This window comes from SAR324 cluster bacterium (genome assembly GCA_029245725.1).
Lineage (GTDB): Bacteria > SAR324 > SAR324 > SAR324 > NAC60-12 > JCVI-SCAAA005.
Genome location: JAQWOT010000357.1, coordinates 1 through 18,336, shown reverse-complemented (window position 1 = coordinate 18,336; position 18,336 = coordinate 1). Strand labels below are relative to the sequence as shown.

The 18,336-nt window shown below is 49.0% G+C and carries 30 protein-coding genes; 4 read left to right on the top strand and 26 right to left on the bottom strand.

Features of this window, described 5'->3' with window-relative positions; genetic code table 11:
- Positions 1 to 185: 185 nt before the first annotated feature.
- Together P8O70_19615 and P8O70_19610 are read right to left on the bottom strand one after the other, a co-directional pair.
- Positions 186 to 1,430, bottom strand: coding sequence for a DUF790 family protein (locus P8O70_19615; protein ID MDG2199048.1), 1,245 nt, complete (start codon positions 1,428 to 1,430; stop codon positions 186 to 188).
- 45 nt (positions 1,431 to 1,475) lie between these two features.
- Positions 1,476 to 1,886: a SirB2 family protein gene (locus tag P8O70_19610; GenBank protein MDG2199047.1), complete on the bottom strand. Its 411-nt coding sequence runs from the start codon at positions 1,884 to 1,886 to the stop codon at positions 1,476 to 1,478.
- A gap of 264 nt (positions 1,887 to 2,150) precedes the next feature.
- Here P8O70_19610 and P8O70_19605 point away from each other — a divergent pair, with 264 nt between their 5' ends.
- The 4 genes from P8O70_19605 to P8O70_19590 all read left to right on the top strand — a co-directional run bounded on the left by P8O70_19605 (position 2,151) and on the right by P8O70_19590 (position 4,818).
- Positions 2,151 to 2,630, top strand: coding sequence for a glutathione peroxidase (locus P8O70_19605; protein MDG2199046.1), 480 nt, complete (start codon positions 2,151 to 2,153; stop codon positions 2,628 to 2,630).
- 24 nt (positions 2,631 to 2,654) lie between these two features.
- Positions 2,655 to 3,245, top strand: coding sequence for a hypothetical protein (locus P8O70_19600; protein MDG2199045.1), 591 nt, complete (start codon positions 2,655 to 2,657; stop codon positions 3,243 to 3,245).
- A gap of 212 nt (positions 3,246 to 3,457) precedes the next feature.
- The gene (locus P8O70_19595; GenBank protein ID MDG2199044.1) at positions 3,458 to 3,745 is read left to right on the top strand and encodes a hypothetical protein; all 288 of its coding nucleotides are present in this window, start codon (positions 3,458 to 3,460) and stop codon (positions 3,743 to 3,745) included.
- An 11-nt stretch (positions 3,746 to 3,756) separates the two neighbouring features.
- Positions 3,757 to 4,818, top strand: a complete 1,062-nt coding sequence (locus P8O70_19590) for a 3-oxoacyl-[acyl-carrier-protein] synthase III C-terminal domain-containing protein (GenBank protein ID MDG2199043.1) — start codon at positions 3,757 to 3,759, stop codon at positions 4,816 to 4,818.
- Positions 4,819 to 4,829: 11 nt separating this feature from the next.
- Here P8O70_19590 and P8O70_19585 read toward each other — a convergent pair whose 3' ends face one another.
- From P8O70_19585 to rpsC, 24 genes are all read right to left on the bottom strand, one after another.
- Positions 4,830 to 6,002 carry a GNAT family N-acetyltransferase gene (locus tag P8O70_19585; protein MDG2199042.1) on the bottom strand — a complete coding sequence of 391 codons (1,173 nt, stop codon included), beginning with the start codon at positions 6,000 to 6,002 and terminating at the stop codon, positions 4,830 to 4,832.
- 1 nt (position 6,003) lies between these two features.
- The gene (locus tag P8O70_19580; GenBank protein ID MDG2199041.1) at positions 6,004 to 6,654 is read right to left on the bottom strand and encodes a metal-dependent transcriptional regulator; all 651 of its coding nucleotides are present in this window, start codon (positions 6,652 to 6,654) and stop codon (positions 6,004 to 6,006) included.
- A 154-nt stretch (positions 6,655 to 6,808) separates the two neighbouring features.
- Positions 6,809 to 7,306 carry a crossover junction endodeoxyribonuclease RuvC gene (ruvC, locus tag P8O70_19575; GenBank protein MDG2199040.1) on the bottom strand — a complete coding sequence of 166 codons (498 nt, stop codon included), beginning with the start codon at positions 7,304 to 7,306 and terminating at the stop codon, positions 6,809 to 6,811.
- A 3-nt stretch (positions 7,307 to 7,309) separates the two neighbouring features.
- Positions 7,310 to 8,065 (bottom strand): YebC/PmpR family DNA-binding transcriptional regulator, encoded by a 756-nt coding sequence (locus P8O70_19570; protein ID MDG2199039.1) that lies wholly within the window; start codon positions 8,063 to 8,065, stop codon positions 7,310 to 7,312.
- Positions 8,066 to 8,071: 6 nt separating this feature from the next.
- Complete coding sequence (gene rimO, locus P8O70_19565) at positions 8,072 to 9,430, bottom strand: 30S ribosomal protein S12 methylthiotransferase RimO (protein MDG2199038.1); 1,359 nt, start codon at positions 9,428 to 9,430, stop codon at positions 8,072 to 8,074.
- Between the two features lie 20 nt (positions 9,431 to 9,450).
- On the bottom strand, positions 9,451 to 9,948 hold the full coding sequence (gene rplQ, locus P8O70_19560) for a 50S ribosomal protein L17 (GenBank protein ID MDG2199037.1): 498 nt from the start codon (positions 9,946 to 9,948) through the stop codon (positions 9,451 to 9,453).
- Between the two features lie 6 nt (positions 9,949 to 9,954).
- Positions 9,955 to 11,019, bottom strand: a complete 1,065-nt coding sequence (locus P8O70_19555) for a DNA-directed RNA polymerase subunit alpha (protein ID MDG2199036.1) — start codon at positions 11,017 to 11,019, stop codon at positions 9,955 to 9,957.
- Positions 11,020 to 11,067: 48 nt separating this feature from the next.
- Positions 11,068 to 11,454: a 30S ribosomal protein S11 gene (rpsK, locus tag P8O70_19550; GenBank protein ID MDG2199035.1), complete on the bottom strand. Its 387-nt coding sequence runs from the start codon at positions 11,452 to 11,454 to the stop codon at positions 11,068 to 11,070.
- Between the two features lie 34 nt (positions 11,455 to 11,488).
- Complete coding sequence (rpsM, locus tag P8O70_19545; GenBank protein MDG2199034.1) at positions 11,489 to 11,860, bottom strand: 30S ribosomal protein S13; 372 nt, start codon at positions 11,858 to 11,860, stop codon at positions 11,489 to 11,491.
- Positions 11,861 to 11,866: 6 nt separating this feature from the next.
- Positions 11,867 to 13,207, bottom strand: a complete 1,341-nt coding sequence (gene secY / locus P8O70_19540; protein ID MDG2199033.1) for a preprotein translocase subunit SecY — start codon at positions 13,205 to 13,207, stop codon at positions 11,867 to 11,869.
- A 1-nt stretch (position 13,208) separates the two neighbouring features.
- Positions 13,209 to 13,652, bottom strand: a complete 444-nt coding sequence (rplO, locus tag P8O70_19535) for a 50S ribosomal protein L15 (protein ID MDG2199032.1) — start codon at positions 13,650 to 13,652, stop codon at positions 13,209 to 13,211.
- Between the two features lie 2 nt (positions 13,653 to 13,654).
- Positions 13,655 to 13,843, bottom strand: a complete 189-nt coding sequence (gene rpmD / locus P8O70_19530) for a 50S ribosomal protein L30 (protein ID MDG2199031.1) — start codon at positions 13,841 to 13,843, stop codon at positions 13,655 to 13,657.
- Between the two features lie 2 nt (positions 13,844 to 13,845).
- Positions 13,846 to 14,343, bottom strand: coding sequence for a 30S ribosomal protein S5 (gene rpsE, locus P8O70_19525; GenBank protein MDG2199030.1), 498 nt, complete (start codon positions 14,341 to 14,343; stop codon positions 13,846 to 13,848).
- 21 nt (positions 14,344 to 14,364) lie between these two features.
- Positions 14,365 to 14,730, bottom strand: coding sequence for a 50S ribosomal protein L18 (rplR, locus tag P8O70_19520; protein ID MDG2199029.1), 366 nt, complete (start codon positions 14,728 to 14,730; stop codon positions 14,365 to 14,367).
- A 17-nt stretch (positions 14,731 to 14,747) separates the two neighbouring features.
- Positions 14,748 to 15,290 carry a 50S ribosomal protein L6 gene (gene rplF, locus P8O70_19515; GenBank protein ID MDG2199028.1) on the bottom strand — a complete coding sequence of 181 codons (543 nt, stop codon included), beginning with the start codon at positions 15,288 to 15,290 and terminating at the stop codon, positions 14,748 to 14,750.
- An 18-nt stretch (positions 15,291 to 15,308) separates the two neighbouring features.
- Positions 15,309 to 15,704: a 30S ribosomal protein S8 gene (gene rpsH / locus P8O70_19510; protein MDG2199027.1), complete on the bottom strand. Its 396-nt coding sequence runs from the start codon at positions 15,702 to 15,704 to the stop codon at positions 15,309 to 15,311.
- A gap of 6 nt (positions 15,705 to 15,710) precedes the next feature.
- Positions 15,711 to 15,896: a type Z 30S ribosomal protein S14 gene (locus P8O70_19505; GenBank protein MDG2199026.1), complete on the bottom strand. Its 186-nt coding sequence runs from the start codon at positions 15,894 to 15,896 to the stop codon at positions 15,711 to 15,713.
- 3 nt (positions 15,897 to 15,899) lie between these two features.
- Positions 15,900 to 16,436, bottom strand: coding sequence for a 50S ribosomal protein L5 (rplE, locus tag P8O70_19500; GenBank protein MDG2199025.1), 537 nt, complete (start codon positions 16,434 to 16,436; stop codon positions 15,900 to 15,902).
- Positions 16,437 to 16,449: 13 nt separating this feature from the next.
- Positions 16,450 to 16,773 carry a 50S ribosomal protein L24 gene (rplX, locus tag P8O70_19495; GenBank protein MDG2199024.1) on the bottom strand — a complete coding sequence of 108 codons (324 nt, stop codon included), beginning with the start codon at positions 16,771 to 16,773 and terminating at the stop codon, positions 16,450 to 16,452.
- Between the two features lie 24 nt (positions 16,774 to 16,797).
- Positions 16,798 to 17,166 (bottom strand): 50S ribosomal protein L14, encoded by a 369-nt coding sequence (gene rplN, locus P8O70_19490; protein MDG2199023.1) that lies wholly within the window; start codon positions 17,164 to 17,166, stop codon positions 16,798 to 16,800.
- The gene (gene rpsQ / locus P8O70_19485; protein ID MDG2199022.1) at positions 17,163 to 17,423 is read right to left on the bottom strand and encodes a 30S ribosomal protein S17; all 261 of its coding nucleotides are present in this window, start codon (positions 17,421 to 17,423) and stop codon (positions 17,163 to 17,165) included. The genes rplN and rpsQ overlap by 4 nt, the downstream gene beginning before the upstream one ends.
- Positions 17,420 to 17,608 carry a 50S ribosomal protein L29 gene (rpmC, locus tag P8O70_19480; GenBank protein ID MDG2199021.1) on the bottom strand — a complete coding sequence of 63 codons (189 nt, stop codon included), beginning with the start codon at positions 17,606 to 17,608 and terminating at the stop codon, positions 17,420 to 17,422. The genes rpsQ and rpmC overlap by 4 nt, the downstream gene beginning before the upstream one ends.
- Positions 17,605 to 18,021, bottom strand: coding sequence for a 50S ribosomal protein L16 (rplP, locus tag P8O70_19475; protein MDG2199020.1), 417 nt, complete (start codon positions 18,019 to 18,021; stop codon positions 17,605 to 17,607). Before rplP ends, rpmC begins: the two co-directional genes overlap by 4 nt.
- Before the next feature lie 3 nt (positions 18,022 to 18,024).
- Positions 18,025 to 18,336: 30S ribosomal protein S3 (rpsC, locus tag P8O70_19470; GenBank protein ID MDG2199019.1), on the bottom strand; the 312-nt coding region annotated here is incomplete at its 5' end.

Here is an 18,336-nt window from a genome sequence, read left to right as displayed (position 1 = left end):
CTTTGGGAAGTACTACCGGAAGGCGTATCGGTTACTGCCACTCGCTGGCCGTCTTTCAGTGCTAGTGGCTTTGCTGTCGGAGGAACCTTGACCCTACAGTTGGAGGATTGGACACACCAAGTACGAGTCAGTCCGGTTGGTCGAATCTATCGGCCCTGAGTCACTTCCTGAAAGAGAGCTTGTGCCTACCGCTGAGTTACACCCCACCAGGATTTCAACGCTTTAGTGAGCTTATCGACCGTTGGCAGTTCTCGAAAGGAAAAACCAAAGGTCTTGAAATAACTGGAAGTCTCCAAGGCAACACTAAGCTCCGGATTCTTCGAGAGGCTATTGCTGATGCCTAACAACAAGGGAACTCCTTGAACCTCCTCCAATTGCTGTAGTCGCTGTCTAAGCGGACCTGCGTGCCAACCATGAAAGAGCTCAAGAGCAACCGAAGCTCCTGTCTGATGCTGCAGGACAAAATCTGGAAAGCAGTAGCGATCGCCTGGCAACGGTACAAAGCTACCGGCAAGCTCCAACCGCCACTCTGGTAGACGCTCCTTTAAGCGGTCACCAATCTGTTGAAATTCTGGAGGCACATAATCGTGGAATTGTTGGTAGTGCGAACGGATTCCATAACTCGGATCCAGTTGTAACTGAAGCGGTGGCTTCTGTCGGAAGCAGACCGTAGCTCGTAACTGCCAGTTCTTCTGTTGCAGGATTGCGGGGAAGAAATTGGCCAATTGCAGTCCGTACTTCTGAGTTTTGTAGAACAGGCTCAGTGGACCATCGATCCGAAGTTGAAAGATGCCCTGTTCTTCTGTTGTGATCTGGGCCAGCAATTGGTGAAAGCGTAGGTACTTGCACAGCTGGCGCAACGGTCCAGGATCTGGGTGTTCTAAGCGCAGTTCCAGAGCTTCTGAATTCAGCAGGAGCCCTTGTACCTGGGCGCAGTTGTAGCGATGGAGTAGGGCCTCTGCTCCAATAGACGAGAACTGCAATAAGCGCTGCTGAGCCGGTAGGTCTGCGTAAAGAGCTTCCTGAATCTGTGCAACCGGTTGACTTCGCAGAATCTCGACACGCTTCCAAAACTCTTGAAGACTGGGATTCAAGGCTTTGGCTTCTTCACGCAAGGCTTGACGCGCCTGGATGAAGATCAACTCTCGGAAACGCTGCTGTTCCGCTGGATCTCCGGTGTCAAATTCAGATCGATCCAGCAGCAGCTTTTCCAACCCACGTCCTATTGGATTATCGAGTTGCTGGCTTTGCAATTGGAGTGAGGTTTTTTTGGTAAGTTCCTGACGCGTCGAGCCGCCTGTGGAAGCCTGACGAAAAACTTCTACGAGGGCTTCCGCGGCTCTCTGCAAAAGAACATCATCTGGATCCAAAAATTGAGGATAGATTCTTCCCTTACGACTACGGAATCGCAGCAAGTCCCGCGTTAGCAAAGGAATTCCAGCAGCATCATTGACCCAGAGATTACAGACATCTCATCAGAATGGCTTGGCAGAAGCCATGTAGACCATGAAGACGGATGTACAAAAAATGCCAATATGAACGAACATTGCCATTGGCTTAGGTAGGTCACGTTTGAGAATCTGCATTCCATTCAGGAATCCGAAAACAATCAGCAGTAATAGGCCAACCAGTTTGTAGTGCAACCAGAGCCCATTGCTGAAAGCTCCTGTGATCGTTGCTAGGTATAGACCCGTTGCCACGGCAATCCCCAGGATTGGGTAATAGATGAACTTGTAGATTCGATGCTGAATCCACTGGGCTCCGGCAATCTGGGCATCTTCAGTCATCCGAAAACGAAAAACTACCGCAAGGGACTGTACGAACAGAGTTCCAACAACGAGACAAACAGCGGTCACGTGAACGGCGACCATCGTATGATAGAGCATGGATAAACCACAGCATGAGGTGAATCAAAGATTTGTGAAGAACATTCAGCTTACGAAGTTACTCTACAGTTGCAAGCACGCTCCAACAAATCCACTTACGACCACTGATTTGATTGGCGAAGACTTACCGTACTAACCAACTAAAAAATCATCAGTCTTTTACGTCCCAAGAGTTGCCTATGCTCAACGCTTATCGCAAAATAGAAAATTATGTTAAAAAACCCACCTTCAAACTGATTTACTTTTTTTCCAAAGGAACTATAAATGTCCGAACTTCATGCACTACAACTAGCTGATCTAGAAGGTAACGAACGCTCTCTCTCAGACTACGCCGGCAAGGTTTTGCTGCTGGTTAATGTGGCAAGTCACTGTGGTAAGACCCCACAATACAAGGGACTCGAAGAGTTGCACCAGCGCTATCAAGAACAGGGCTTCAGCGTGATGGGCTTTCCTTGCAATCAGTTTGGACAGCAAGAACCAGGAACTGCCCAAGAAATCCGACAGTTTTGTAATCTTAATTATAGAGTGACGTTTCCCATCTTTGCCAAGCTAGAGGTCTATGGAACAAACCAACACCCGCTTTATACGCTTGTGACCGGACCAACCGCCGCATTTCCAGGAAAGATCACCTGGAACTTCGAGAAATTCCTAATAAACCAAGAAGGTGAAGTAAAGCATCGCTTTGCCCCAAGAACAACTCCGAGCGATCCGGAACTGATCCAGGCGCTGGAAGCGCTGCTCTGAGTTATGCTTCGTTTTAGTAATCAGATGAGTACGCTTCCTATCCAGCTGGTACTACTCGGCATACTTGCTGTTGTAAGCTGCTTGGGTTTCAGCTCTCCAGCCAAGGCACAATTGCTCCCTATGGCTGGAATTCTGGGCAACGCTGGCCAACAGAATTATGAGGACTGCATCCTTAACAACATGAAGGGAGTGCAGAGCGACATTGCGGCCCAGGCCATTCTAGATGCTTGTCGTAGCAAGTTTCCAAATGCCAATGGAGGAGCCGGACTGCCTGCTCAAAGCAAGCCGGGGATCCTACCCAACCAGGCACTTAACCAACTGAACGGTGAACTGTTGCAGGATCTCGGTAGTGAGTTGGTCTTCCGTCTCTATAATGGCAGTTCAGACTGGGAGATCCATTCCTTGACGCTAGGATTACAGTATTGGGATCCAACTCGGTCAACCAGTATTGTGGAACGACACACTCAGACGATGGCTACTGAGCAATCATTTCTACCCTCACAGTGGCTGGAAATCCGGATGAACAACCCCTCCTCTCCTCACCTGTTACTGGAACGCTGGTGGTTTGAGAGTGCTAACGGTCGCCAACTACCCAGATTGCCAACCAACCGTTGAGAGTGATCAACTTACCACTTGACAACAAGTAGCTTTTCATCAGATCAGCAATCGTAAAAAAACATCCTGATGAACGCCTTGCGGCCCTAAAAAATTTCCGTTAAGGTGATTTCCTAGATGATCTGATTGTCCCTCCATCCAGACGTATTCTGGTTTGAGCAATCATCTTCCGCGTCGCCAAAATCTTCCATTTCGTCAGACAGGAGTCTACTATGACAAAAGTATGTATCGTGCAGAAGCGGCAGATCGTACTGTTGAAGAAGGAAATCTATGTCGAGGGCAGTCAGGAAGAGATTGAAGAGTGGATCATTCAAAATCAGTTGGATGACACCAAGTACCAGTGGCGAACCCACACCGAATACATCGATCCGGGGCACGAAGAGTACGAAATTCTTGAAGTTCCTGAGGACGATGGCTACGACTTCCTACGCTACGTCCGCAAGCCCCCAGTCTATAACTTGGAACGGGACAACGGCCGAAAGATCCAGACCAAGAAATAATCCTACTGCGAATGCCTCGAATCCTGGCACTCGCCCATGCCTTCCCTCCCCATTACTGTTCTCAAGATGAACTGAGTTCAGCCCTGCGCATTGCTTGGCAGGATCAGGGACTCGATGTAGCGATTTTTGATCGCTTGCAGCGTAACGTTCAGGTCCAAGGGCGCTACCTAGCTCGACCGCTGGAAGAGTACCATCACTTCAACTCCTTCACCCAAACCAACCAGATCTGGCAGGAAGAAGCCCTGCATCTCGGTGAGCAAGTAGTTCGGCAAGTACTGGATCAAGCTCAGCTAGCAGCCGACCAAGTCCAGTTGTTGATGAGTACAACGGTGACAGGAATCGCAGTGCCTTCGCTGGAAGCCCGCCTGATGAACCGACTACCGTTTGCACCGACGACTCGACGAATCCCACTGTTTGGACTGGGTTGTTTGGCTGGAACCGCTGGGATTGCCCGTTGTGCTGACTACCTCCGGGCTTACCCCACCCATGCCGCTTTGCTGCTTTCAGTGGAACTCTGCTCCCTGACTTTACAGAAGCAGGACTTGTCTGTAGCAAATCTGATTGCCAGTGGCCTCTTTGGTGATGGGGCTGCAGCTGCACTGCTCGTTGGTGACGAGCATCCTCTAGCTCCAGCCGCACCTGTGAGTGTAATGGACTCCTGTTCGGTCTTCTTTCCAGATTCTGAAGAGATAATGGGCTGGAAAATCAGTGCATCCGGCCTCAAGATCGTTCTCTCTCCAGGTGTTCCTCATTATACCCGTGAGATGCTACCTGGACCCCTGAAGAATTTCCTCGCCCAGCACAACTTAGAATTTAGTAATATCTGTCACTGGGTCAGTCATCCCGGAGGTCCCAAGGTGATTGACGCGCTGGAAGAAGGGCTGGCATTACCAGCAGGAACACTGAACCGAACGCGTCAAAGTCTTGCTGAGATTGGTAATCTCTCCTCAACCTCTGTGCTGATTATTCTGGAAGAATGGCTACGCGGCAGGATAGCTGAGCCAGGTGACTGGGGCATGATGCTCTCAATGGGGCCAGGCTTTTGTGCAGAAGCTGCGTTGCTGCGCTGGTGAGCGTGGAACAGTCAGGTTTCCTGACGATAAGGTGAGAGTTCCGGATTGTCTTCGATATTGCTCTGAATCAAACGCTTCTCTTCCTCAATGAATTCCCCAATCGCCCGATGAAAGGCAGGATAGGCAATCCAGTGAGCGCTGTAGGTCAGATTGGGTAAGAAACCTCGCTGGATCTTGTGTGCTCCCTGAGCACCAGCTTCAAAACGCTGCACACCTTGTTCAATCGCGTACTCAATCAGGCGGTAATAGCAGAGCTCAAAGTGCAGGCTCCGAAAGTCCTGCCGACAGCCCCAGTAGCGTCCAAAGAGATGTGGTCCTTTGTGATAATTGATCGTACCGGCCACCCATCTCCCCTGCTTGCGGGCGAGGGCAAGCACCAATTGATCTCGAAAATGTGTGAAGATGTACTGAAAAAACTCATAACTCAAGTAAGGCATCGCCCACTTGCGATCAATCGTAGTTAAGTAGAAGTCATACATCACTCGGCAGAGCTTCGGCTCAATCTCCTCTCCTCGAAGCAGGATTACCTCCAACCCTTGTTCCTGCACCTGCCGACGTTCTCGCAGAATCTCCTTGCGGCGTTTGCTTCTGAGTCGACTGAGGAAGTCTTCAAAGCTTCCATAACCCTGATTCTGCCAATGAAATTGAAAGCTATGTCGCAATAGTAAACCAGCTGCTTCATAGATTTCCTGCTCCTCTGCAGGAATAAAAAGAAAGTGCAGAGACGAACAGCCTTCCTGCTTGGTCAACTCCAGGGTACTGGCGAGTAATTGCTGCTGAAGTTCTCTGGGATTGGATGCATCTGCCGCAACTAGTAGTTTGGGGCCCGTTGCTGGAGTAAAGGGTACGGCTGAGGTGAGTTTGGGGAAATAGCGTTGACCATAACGTTGGTAGGCGTTCGCCCAGTCCCAGTCAAAGATGTATTCCCCATTGCTGTTGGTTTTCCGGTACAGGTAACAGGCGGCCTGTAGCTGTCCCCCTTCCCAGAGCGTCAGGTAGCGAGGTTCCCACCCGGGTTCAATTCCGACGCAGTGCCCTTCTTCCAGCGCAAGCAGATAGTCGTATTCAGCGAAGGGGAAAGCATCTCCAATCAGTCGATTCCAGGACTCTAGGGGGACTTCACGAAGGCTGTGAAAAACCTGTTGGTGCAGATTGCTATCGGTTTGAAGGGCAGTACTGCTCACGTCAGTCTTCGACCTGAACCACATGGATTTTGTTGGCAACGTGGAAGGGAAGAATGGCCTGTTGTTCTTCCTGCTGGAGAGTCATTGAACTCATCACGTCAGCACGGGAAATCACTTGGTGCTCCTGACCTGAAATCACCTGCTGGGTGTACAGAATCTTGAGCAATTCCTCGGCAATCATCATGATCTCTACCATCATGTCTTCTTCTGCCTGATCCAGGGTGAAACAGTCCTCTGGTAGAGAATGACCGGGCATCGGCGTCCCGTGAGGGCAGGTCTCTGGATAGTTGAGAAAGGCGGCCAGTTTATCGACAACCGTGGGAGTCATCGCATGTTCGAGTTGATGAGCATACTTGTGTACTTCGTACCAGGGGATCCCCAGAGTATTGCAGAGGAAATATTCGGCAAGATTGTGGCGAAAGGCAATGTCACAGGCGAGACGCTCTCCTTCTCTGGTCAGGCCTATCTCTTTCTTGTCATCCATCTGGATCAGATCATCTCGCTGCATACGCTGTAGGGTAGCGTGTACCGTTGGGGCACTGCTCTTGAGACGCTGTGCTAGGGTGACGGCCTTGAGGCGCTCTCCAGCACCTCGCAACTGGTATAGCAGCAGGAGGTACTCTTCAATGACAATCGAGTGTTTCTCAGACATTGGGAGTTCCTGACAAAGATAAGCAAAAACTTGGACTATTAGCCTAGCAAGGCTCTGCCAGAAAAACAAACAGGATTCAGCTTTTACAGTGGTAGGCACAGTCTTGCCAAGCCCATTCTGTTTCTTGCAGACACTACGGTAGACGGGGGAAATATCACGGAAGACGCTGCAAACGTTGCTGCAACGGAAGGATATGGGCGTGGGTGAGGGAAACGGCCAACGCATCGGCTTCGTCTTCTTGGAGTGGACGAGATCGGAGGTTCAGCAGCATACGGACCATGTGCTGGATCTGCTCTTTCTGGGCACTACCAGTTCCTACCAGGGATTGCTTGACCTGTCTCGGCGCATACTCGTGTAGACGAACCTGCCGACGTCCCAGTTCCAGTAGCACGACTCCTCGCACATGCCCCAGCACCAAGGCAGAGCGGGGGTGCTTTGCAAAGAAGACTTCTTCGACAACTCCACAATCCGGTTGCCACTGCTGAATCAAGTCTCCAAGAGCATCACCTAGAAGAACCAAACGTTCCGCTAAAGATTTCGATTCTGGCAGGCGGATACAACCACTAGAGATGTAGCGATTGTGCTGAGGAGTCGCTTCAATTAGACCATAGCCCGTACGACGACTACCTGGATCAATCCCTAGAATTCTCATGCTTCAGGACGCTAACTGAGTGACCACTTCCTCACTAATGTCGAAATTGGAATAGACCTGCTGGACATCGTCATCATCTTCCAGCATCTCAATCAGGCGAATGACCTGCTCTGCCTTCTGAGCATCTTCAATAGCAATCCGGTTTTGTGGATTCCAAATGATACCAGAGTGCTGCATCAGTACAGAATTCTCTTCCAAGAAACTACGTACCTGCTCCAAATCAGCAATGCTTGTGTAGACCTCGTAGTTTTCTGGGTCTTCCGTATTCAGATCCTCTGCACCTGCTTCCAGAATAAATTCTGTCAGTGCATCTTCGCTGATCTTGTCTTTCTCAATCGTGATTTGTCCAAGTCGATCAAACATGTATTGCACAGAGTTAGTGGAACCCAAACTACCACCCGATTTGTTGAACGCATAGCGAATGGACGCAATCGTACGGTTGCGATTATCGGTCATCGCTTCAACAATGATTGCCACGTTGTGTGGGCCGTACCCTTCGTAGACAATCTCCTCGTAGTTATCACCTTCACCTTCTCCAATTGCTTTCTTGATTGCCCGCATGATATTGTCCATCGGCATCGACTGACCCCGCGCATTTGCTACCGCAGTGCGTAACCGAGGATTGGCATCGATGTCTCCACCCCCCACTCGTGCCGCCACTGTAACCTCCTTGATCAATTTGGTGAAGAGCTTGCCTCGCTTGGCATCCTGGGCAGCCTTCTTGTACTTGATCGTGCTCCACTTACTGTGTCCTGACATGATTCCCTATTCGATGATTTTACCGACCAGATCATAGTCATGCGCTTCGGTGATCTCCACAGAGTGGAAAGTTCCCGGGCGCGCGTTACCCTCATTGATATAGACCAACCCATCTACTTCTGGTCCCTGAAACGAAGCTCTGCCCTGTAACAATAGCTCTATCTCTTCTGCATAACCATCCACCAAGACGGGCAAGACCTGTCCTACTCTAGCCTGATTACGTTGTTGGCTAACCTGGCGCTGTGCCTCCATCAGGCGTTGCTTGCGTTCGTGCTTAACCACATTAGGAACAGGGTTACCCAAGCGCGCTGAACGAATGTTATCTTCTGGAGAATAGGTGAACACACCCACGTGAGTGAAATGTCCTGCTGCTACAAATTCCAAGAGTTCCTCAAAGGCCTCTTCTGTCTCTGTCGGGAAGCCAACAATGAAGGTTGTTCGCCAGGCCACCTCTGGGAGAATTCTTTTTACTTCCTGCATCTTCTGCTCGATCTGTAAACGATTGATCTTGCGGTTCATCTTGCGTAGGACACTGTCTTCGATGTGCTGAAAGGGCATGTCTAGATAAGCACAGAATCGCTTGTCCGCAGCAAAGGCTGCCAAGGCATCATTTGTAAAGGTGTTGGGATAGCAGTAGAAAAGACGAACCCAAAAATCACCTTCCAAAGCACTGATGGAACGCAGTAACTCCGCAAGTTCCAACTGGCCTCGATCTCTACCGAAGGAAGAAGTGTCCTGTGAGATCAGATTGATTTCCTTAACCCCTCTGCTCACTAACTGTTGAATCTCGTTTACGATGGATGGGATACTGCGGCTACTCAGCAATCCCCGCAACATTGGAATGTTGCAGAAAGAGCACATATTCGAGCAACCTTCCGCAATCTTAACATAAGCAAAATGATGAGGAGTGGACTGTCGCTTTTCCTGCTCCTCAAATTGCTGGTAGTGTGGCTTGGGCTGAACAAAAGAGTGCTGCTTGCCTGGCTCTCTGCGCACCTGATCCAACAAAGGAACAATTTCACTGAAATCCTGAGAGCCTAGCAAAGCATCTAGTTCTGGGAGTTCTTTCAGTAAGTCTTCACGATAGCGCTGACTTAAACAACCTGCTGCCACCAATGTGGAACAGCGTCCAGTCTCTTTGAACTCACTTAGCTCAAGAATGCGCTGGACAGATTCTTCGGTAGCTGAAGTCAGGAAGGCACAGGTGTTGACAACGATAGCGTCAGCTTCCCGTGGTTCGAGCGTGAGTGTGTAGTGATTTTGGGAAAGGTGGTGGAGCATGATTTCTGAGTCCACCCGGTTTTTCGAACAACCGAGCGTCTCAACATACACCTTGGCCCTTCCCACAGTGTGAGGTGCAGGCATAGGAAATGCCCGAGGCAAGATCAGGTGGTTTTTTCTGTTTCTAATTCAGCCTTTGGCTCGTTGACCTGAGTGCTGACTTCGTCAAGTAATGATGGAGCCGGTTGTGGCTTGGCAGCTTTACGACTCTTGGTTTTTTTGAGGGCACTGAGTACATCGTTTTCACTTCCAACCAACTGCACAATAGCCATTTCGGAAGCATCACCCAAACGGCGCTTGGCCAACTTGATCACACGACAGTAGCCTCCAGGGCGTTCCTTATAGCGCTCAGCTATCTCTCCAAAGAGGTTTTCCATCGCCAGCTTGCTCTTCACAAAGCGCAGGACCTGGCGTCGGGCGTGTAGATCGCCACGTTTGGCAAAGGTAATCATCTTCTCTAAGGGAGCACGAACCTCTTTGGCTCGGGCTAGGGTACAAGTGACTTCCCCATTTTCGAGGATTGAAGTCACCATGTTGCGCATCATTGCTCGGCGGTGTGATGAGGAAACTCCAAGCTTTCTTCCAGCTTTCAAGTGTCGCATGGTCGATTACTCTTTCTTTGCTTTTTCAACAGGATTTGCGTCAGGGTCGAAGTTTTCTAGCTTCATTCCCAGCGACAGGTTCATAGCTGACAAAATCGTTTTGATTTCGTTGAGCGATTTGCGCCCAAAGTTCTTGGTCCGCAGCATCTCTGCTTCTGTTTTCTGCACCAAGTCTGCGATGGTTTCGATTTTCGCATTCTGTAGGCAGTTGATGGAGCGAACAGAGAGTTCTAACTCACTGACGCTGCGATAGAGATTATCGTTTGTCGGAGCTTCTTCAACGTCCAAATTCTCATCTGGTTCAATCCGTTTTTCCGGATCAAAATTGATGAAGACTTCCATGTGCTCTTTCATGATCTTGGCAGCATAAGCCACGCTATCAATCGGGTTGACTGCCCCAGAGGTCCAGACTTCCATATCCAGTTGATCTTGCTCCTGCTCATCGACTGTTTGAGTGGAGATCTTATAGTTTACCCTCTTAATCGGCGAATGATTTGAATCCAGGTAGATCACATTGACAGGTAGCTCTCGACTTTGATTCTCCTCAGCCGTTACATAACTTTTATTCATTCGCACATACAGGGTCATGCTCAGCGTTGCGTTCTCTTCCAAGTGAGCGATCTCACAATCTGGATTGAGAATCTCAGCCTTATTGAAGGTAGAGATATCTTCACCCCTCAATGTGCAGGGGCCTTCACCAATCAATTCCAATTCGATGATATCATCCTCAAATTGCTGAATATCGAGATTCTTAATATTCAGAATGATCTGGACGACATCTTCAAGGATTCCTGGAAGTTGGGTGAACTCGTGTGCCACCCCTTCAATTTGGACTGCGAAGACTGCGCTTCCACGGATAGAAGAAAGCAGTGTTCTTCGCAACATATGACCAATGGTCAATCCAAAGCCTGGCTCCAAGGCCTCTACTGCAAAGTGTCCATACTCGTTGCTAAGAGTATCGGCTTCCACCTTGAGCGCTTCTGGCCAAAACATTTCGCCAACATGAGTGGACAGACTTGCTGGGTTTACAGCATTGGCCGCTGATTCAGTCTCTTGCAGTTCTTCGTTCATTTTCTAGTCCGTTGGGAGTACTGGTCAGAGAGACAGGGACGATCTCTGTCAGATTCGGCGCTGCTTCGGTGGTCGGCAACCGTTATGGGGAACTGGAGTTACGTCCTGAATGCTGGTAACACGAACACCCTCAAATCCCGCTAAAGCACGTAGAGCAGATTCTCGACCCGAACCCGGACCTTTGACGCGGATCTGAACTTCTTTCAAACCATTATCAATCGCTTTTCGCATCGCGTCTTCAGCAGCTACTTTGGCAGCAAAAGGGGTGCTCTTGCGTGATCCTTTGAAACCATGAAGTCCCGTACTCGACCATGAAATGATGTTGCCTCGGACGTCTGAGATGCTGACGATCGTGTTGTTGAACGATGCCTGAATATGAGCAATCCCTTGCTCAATATTCTTTTTCTCTTTCTTTTTTCTTTTGACCTTGCTCATGAACTGCTCTTCCTAGAGTTAGACGGAGAATTAATTATTTTTTCTTACGGCTGACTGCCAGCTTGCGCGGTCCTTTGCGTGTTCGGGCATTGGTCTTGGTTCGTTGGCCACGAACTGGTAGGCCCTTACGATGTCGAAGTCCCCGGTAATTTCCTAAGTCCATCAAACGCTTGATGTTCAAGTTGATTTCCCGACGCAGATCACCTTCCACTTGGTATACGCCCTCAATCGCACTACGCAGGCGAGCAACTTCTTCGTCACTCAATTCCATTGTCTTGGTATCTCGGTCAATACCTGTGGTAGCGAGGATCTTGTTCGCCGTTGGACGGCCAATTCCATAGATATATGTCAGCGCAACCTCAATGCGCTTAGCTCTGGGTAAGTCCACACCGGATATTCTTGCCATGATCTCCTAGCGTAAGCGAAGTGTCTGTGCCTGCCCTGGACTACGGCGTTTACGGGTCTTCTTCATGAAGCCATCGTAGTTTTGGTTCAGCAGGAAGGATTCAATTTGGTTCACCAAGTCCAGTCCAACACCCACTACAATAAGTAGGGCTGTTCCACCAAACTGGAAGGGAACATTGAAAACAAATAGTAGGATGCTGGGTAGGATACAGATTATTGACAGATAAACTGCTCCGCCAAACGTTAGCCGAGTTAATACGGCATTGATATACTCTGCTGTCTTTTTACCCGGACGAATGCCAGGGATGTAGCCGTTGTGACGCTTCATCTCGTCTGCAATCTTGACCGGATTGAATTGAATCGCCGTGTAGAAGAAGCAGAAGAAGAAGATTAGCATCACGAAGAGCAAAGAGTGTAGCAAGCGACCAGGTAGCAATTGGTCACTGATTGCCTGAACCCAAGGTGTTGTTGTGAAACCAGCAATTGTAGCCGGAAACGCCAATATCGAGGAAGCAAAGATAGGCGGAATCACTCCAGCAGAATTAATTTTTAGTGGAAGGTGTGAAGCTTGACCACCATACATGCGATTGCCCTGCATTCGCTTGGCATACTGTACGGGAATTTTGCGGTACGAAGTCTCGATGAAAACGACAGCGAAGATGACCACAACCATCAGAACTAGTGTGATCAGCAGTACCAGAATAGGAATCTGTCCGGCTTGTACCAACTGAATCGCGTTGACGGTTGAGCCTGGTATTTCAGCTACGATTCCGGCAAAGATGATGAGTGAAATACCGTTTCCAATCCCACGTTCGTTGATTTGCTCACCGATCCACATCAAGAAGGCCGTGCCTGCTGTCAGCGTAATGATTGTCAACAGTCGGAAGCCCCATGGGTCCATCGTTGAGATGACCACCGGTGATCCATCTGGAGCAGCCATACTCTCCAAACCAACAGCGATACCGAAGCCTTGAATCAAGCTGAGTAGTATGGTGCCGTAGCGAGTGTAGAGAGTGATTTTCTTGCGGCCCGCCTCACCCTCTTTGGAGAGACGTTCTAAGTAGGGGAAGACTACTGTCAGTAACTGCATGATGATCGAGGCACTGATATAGGGCATTACCCCAAGCGCGAAGATCGTCAGACGTGCCAGCGCTCCACCCGTGAACATGTTGAAGAAGCGAAGGATGGAACCCTGCTGTGCTTCAAAGAAAGCGGTCAGCGCTGTACCGTCGATGCCTGGAGTCGGGATGTGAGCCCCAATCCGGAACACCAGCAGCATGAGGACCGTAAAGATAATTCGGTCCCGTAGGTCTTCAATTCGGAAGATGTTTCGAACAATCTCAAGCATATTAGTCGATGGTTACCGTGCCACCTGCGGCCTGGACCTTCTCAATCGCTGATTCGCTAGCCAGTTCTACCTCAATTGTCAATTTCTTGGTTAATTCGCCTTCCGCTAATAGTTTAACTGGAATGCTGTCTTTCTTGATGAAACCGAGTTCCTCTAACTTTGTTCGGTTCACCGTATCCCCACTCGCAATTCGCTCGTTGGATTCGAGGAAAGCTAGATTGAGAGGCCGGCTGATTACTTTGTTGAGGGGCTTAAAACCGAACTTGGGTAGCCGACGGCTAATTGCCATCTGGCCACCTTCAAAGCCTCTTTTACTTGAGTAGCCAGCTCTTGATTTTTGACCTTTCTGGCCTTTACCACAGGTCTGTCCCCAGTTACTGCCAGGACCACGACCAACTCGCTTTCTTTTGCTATTTTTGATGCTTGGCAATTCGTGAAGTTGCATAGTTATCCTACCTCTTCAACTTTTAGCAGATGGTGCACTTTGCGGATCATGCCCCGTACGTTCGGGCTGTTCTCCAATACGCGAGAACTATTTGTCTTTCGTAAGCCCAAACCACGAACAGTTGCACGGACTTTTTCGTTGGATCCAATAACACTGCGAACCAGTGTTACTTTGATTTGATTGGCACTCATTTTTAGAACCTAATGTGTTCGACTTCTTTACCTCGACTCCTTGCGACTTCTTCAAAACCACGCAGCTTTAGCAGCGCATCTATGGTCGCACGAGTTAAATTATGTGGGTTCCGTGAACCCAGGCATTTCACAGTAATATCAGCAATCCCCACTGATTCCATCACTGCACGCACTGCTGCTGCTGCGATGATTCCATGGCCTGGTTCTGCTGGCTTCATTAGTACGGAACCAGCACCGAAACGCCCAATGATCTCATGGGGAATGGAAGTTCCTTCCAAGCGAACACGCTGCATCTGCTTGGAGGCTTCTGCAACTCCTTTACGGATTGCTTCTGTCACCTCATTGGCCTTGCCTAGCCCTAGTCCGATTTTACCAGAACCATCACCGACGACCACCAATGCACTGAAGCTGAAACGGCGTCCTCCCTTAACAACCTTGGCAACGCGGTTGACCTTGATCACGCGTTCGATCAGTTCACTTTCGTTTCTTCTCTCATTCAAAGCAGTTTCCTTTATAAAGAATCAGAAGTTGAGGCCTTCGCCACGAGCAGCTTCAGCCAAGGCCTTGACACGTCCGTGATAAATGAATCCGCCTTTATCGAAGACAACTTGCTCAATGCCCTTTTCTTTCAGGCGTTGGGCAATGTCAGTCCCAACCAGTGTTGCGCTCTCCACCCCATCTTTGTCTGAGAAACGCTCACGAGCTTCCAATGTTGAGGCTGCAGCCAACGTATTTTGGCCCAAGTCGTCAATCGCCTGCACATAGATATGGCGTGCTGACTTGAAAACACAGAGTCTTGGTCGTTCTGCAGAGCCGCTGACTTTTTTCCGAACACGACGATGGCGTGCTAATCGGGCTTCTCGTTTTTTCTGAGCAATGGACTTCATAATTACCTGGATCTCAATTATTTCTTACCACTCTTTCCAGCTTTTCGCAGGATTTGCTCTCCTTCAAACAGGACTCCTTTGCCCTTGTAAGGCTCAGGCGGTCGCATCTGCTTGATCAGTGCTGCAACTTGACCTAGCGCCTGCTTGTCACACGATTCGAGAACAATTTGGGTGTTTGCATTGACCTTTGCATCGACAATATCTGGCAATTCGTATTTGATCGGGTGGGAATAACCTAGGTTGAGTTCAAGCGTTTTCCCACTGATCGCAGCTCTATAACCAACTCCAACCAGACGAAGTTGTTTCTGAAAGCCCGTACTGACTCCAGTGATCATATTGTTCAACAGCGAATAGAGTGTCCCCATCTGGGTTCGCGCTATCGTATCTTCTTTATAATCTGCCAGAATCTTGATCTCATCGTCTTTCTGTTCTAGTTGCAGCTTTTCATGTAGGCTAACCTGCTGCTTCCCTTTTGGTCCAGTCACCAGAATTTGGTTCTCATCAACCTGGATTTTCACAGATTGAGGGACTTTGATTGGGCGTCTACCGATACGTGACATATATTCCTCTTTACTGGCTCACCATACTTGGCAGAGCACTTCTCCACCAATTTTGCGTGAGCGACATTCCTTGTCTGACATGACTCCATATGAAGTCGACAGAATCGAAATTCCCTGTCCACCAAGCACTTTCTTCAGATCTTGAGAGCGCTGGTAGGTTCTCAAACCTGGCTTGCTGACACGCTCAATGTTTCTGATGACTCGTTTACCTTCATAGTATTTAAGCTGGACTACTAATTCTCTAAACGCACCGCTCGGCATCACTTCATAGCCAGTGATAAAACCCTCTTCTTTGAGTACATCAAGCATATGCTGCTTGATCTTTGAGTGTGGTACCCGGGTCTCAGAATGCATTCGCTGATTAGCGTTACGAATGCGGGTCAATAAATCAGCAATGGGGTCTGACATAGACATAGCGAATCACCAGCTCGATTTAGTTACACCAGGAATCAAGCCCTGATTGGCCTTGAGACGGAAGCAGATACGGCACATTCCAAAACGGCGCAGATAACCTTTGGGTCGTCCACAGAAGGAGCAGCGGCTGTAGTTACGTACTTCAAATCGCTGTTTGCGATTGCATTTGTTGATTAATGCCTTTTTTGCCATGAATTACTTTCGGAAAGGGAAGCCCAGACCCTTCAACAAGCTCAGTGCCAGTTGGTCGTTCTGCGCAGTCGTTACGATGGAGACGTTCATACCCCGAATTCTATCAATCTGGTCGAAGTCAATCTCCGGAAAAATAAGCTGTTCCTTGATTCCCAAATTATAATTGCCTTTGCCGTCAAAGCCTTTGGGAGAGATACCACGAAAATCTTTCACACGAGGAAGGGCAATCTGTACTAATCGATCCAAGAAGCTCCACATTCGCTCGCGGCGCAGTGTCACCATACAACCAATCTGCATTCCCTCACGGAGTTTGAACCCTGCAATGGATTTGCGAGCTCTTGTGACCACAGGCTTTTGACCAACAATCTGAGCTAGTTGCTCGGCAGCCTGATCAATGGACTTTGGATTTTGGACAGCCTCACCCAGTCCAACATTGACCGTCACCTTAGAAATCTTGGGTATCAGGTGAACATTTTGGATCGAGAATTCCTCTTTCAGTTGAGGAGAAATTGTCTCTGAATAGAGTTGTTGCAGGTTCACAGCTAGGCCTGATTTAGAGAGTTTTTCCAGTTTTCACACAGATGCGTTGCTTTGTCCCATTCTCAGAGGTGTTGCGAAAACGCACACCCTTCTCAAGGTCTGGGTTTAGCAGTGCTACGTTGGAAACGTGGATAGGGCCTTCCACATCCTTAATGCTTCCTTGTTCACCATTACGCTGTGCTTTCGCATGCTTAGTCTGCATGTTGGCACCTTCAACGATCACACGCTTCTTCTTCCAATCCACGTAATTGATCTTACCCTGTAGGCCACGGCTTTTACCAGCAATGACGATCACTTCATCTCCCACTTTCAGGCGGGATACTTTTCTTTCACGCATAAAACGTCTCTACGTCGATTGATATTAGAGAACTTCTGGTGCCAGTGACAAAATCTTCATGAATTTGCCGCTACGTAGTTCACGAGCGACTGGTCCAAAGATTCGAGTTCCTACTGGCTCACGTTTGTTGTCAAGGATCACTGCCGCATTTCGATCAAACTTGATATATGATCCATCTGCTCGCCGCCTCTCCTTGGTGGTACGGACAATCACAGCTTTGACCACGTCACCAGATTTTACTTTTGAGTTTGGTATCGAGTCTTTCACCGAGGCAACAATGATATCGCCTAAACCTGCGTAGCGTCGCTTGGACCCTCCTAAAACTTTAATACACATCAGGCGTTTAGCTCCGGAATTATCAGCGACTTCCAGAATGCTTTGCATCTGAATCATGCGGCCCCCGTTGTGTTGTCTTTAATAGAAAGCAAGCGCCAAGTCTTTGTCTTACTGATCGGGCGACACTCAATGATTGAGACGTAGTCTCCGGTTCGCGCTCGATTTTGTTCGTCATGCGCTTTAAATTTTTTGGATCGGCGGAGCGTGCGCTTATAGAGTGGATGTTTGACCACTGTCTCAATTTTGACGACGATTGACTTGTCCATCTTGTCGCTAACAACTACACCACTACGAGTCTTCTTATTTTCTTTCATGCCTTGCGCTCAGAAAGTAGGGTCTTCAGGCGGGCGATATCACATCGGTTTTTCTTAATGACCGAGGTATTTTCCAAATTGCCCAGTACCTTGTTGAAACGATTGCGGAGCTGTGATTCCTGTAACTCAGCAATTTTGCTATGGATTTCCTGATCCCCGAGGGCACGGAAGTCTTCGTTCTTCATATGATCAAGCTGCGTTTGATGATTTTGGTCTTCACCGGCAGCTTGTAGCCTGCCAGAGTCAGTGCTTTTGTTGCCACATCTTCGTCTACACCATCAATCTCGTAAAGTACTCGCCCCGGTAGAATCGGTGCAACCCACGAATCGACAGAACCTTTTCCTTTACCCATCCTAGTTTCAGCAGGGCGCTTAGTGATCGGCTTATCTGGGAAAATACGAATCCAAGTCTTGCCACCACGTTTGAGGGTTCGGTTGATTACCCGGCGAGCTGCTTCAATCTGGCGGGCACTAACATACCCTCTTCCAGTTGCCTGTAGCCCGATCGCTCCAAAGCTGACAGCACTAGCATTGTACGATTCTCCAGTCATTCGGCCACGCATCTGTTTACGATACTTGGTCCGCTTCGGCATCATCATGGCTTACCTCTCTCGTCTTCTTGATCTGCGTAAATTGTTGCGACCAAAACTCTCCCCTCGATAGACCCAGACTTTCACTCCGGTAATACCGTATGTTGTCAGAGCCTCCGCAAAACCATAGTCGATGTTGGCTCGCAGGGTGTGCAATCGTACTCGACCTTCACGGGCCCATTCGGTGCGGGCCATTTCTGCTCCGTTGAGCCGACCCGCAACCATTATCTTGCAGCCCTCAATATTCATGCGCATTGCTGTTGCCAAAGTCCGCTTCATTGCTCGACGAAAAGCAACTCGACGCTCCAACTGTGAGGCAATGTT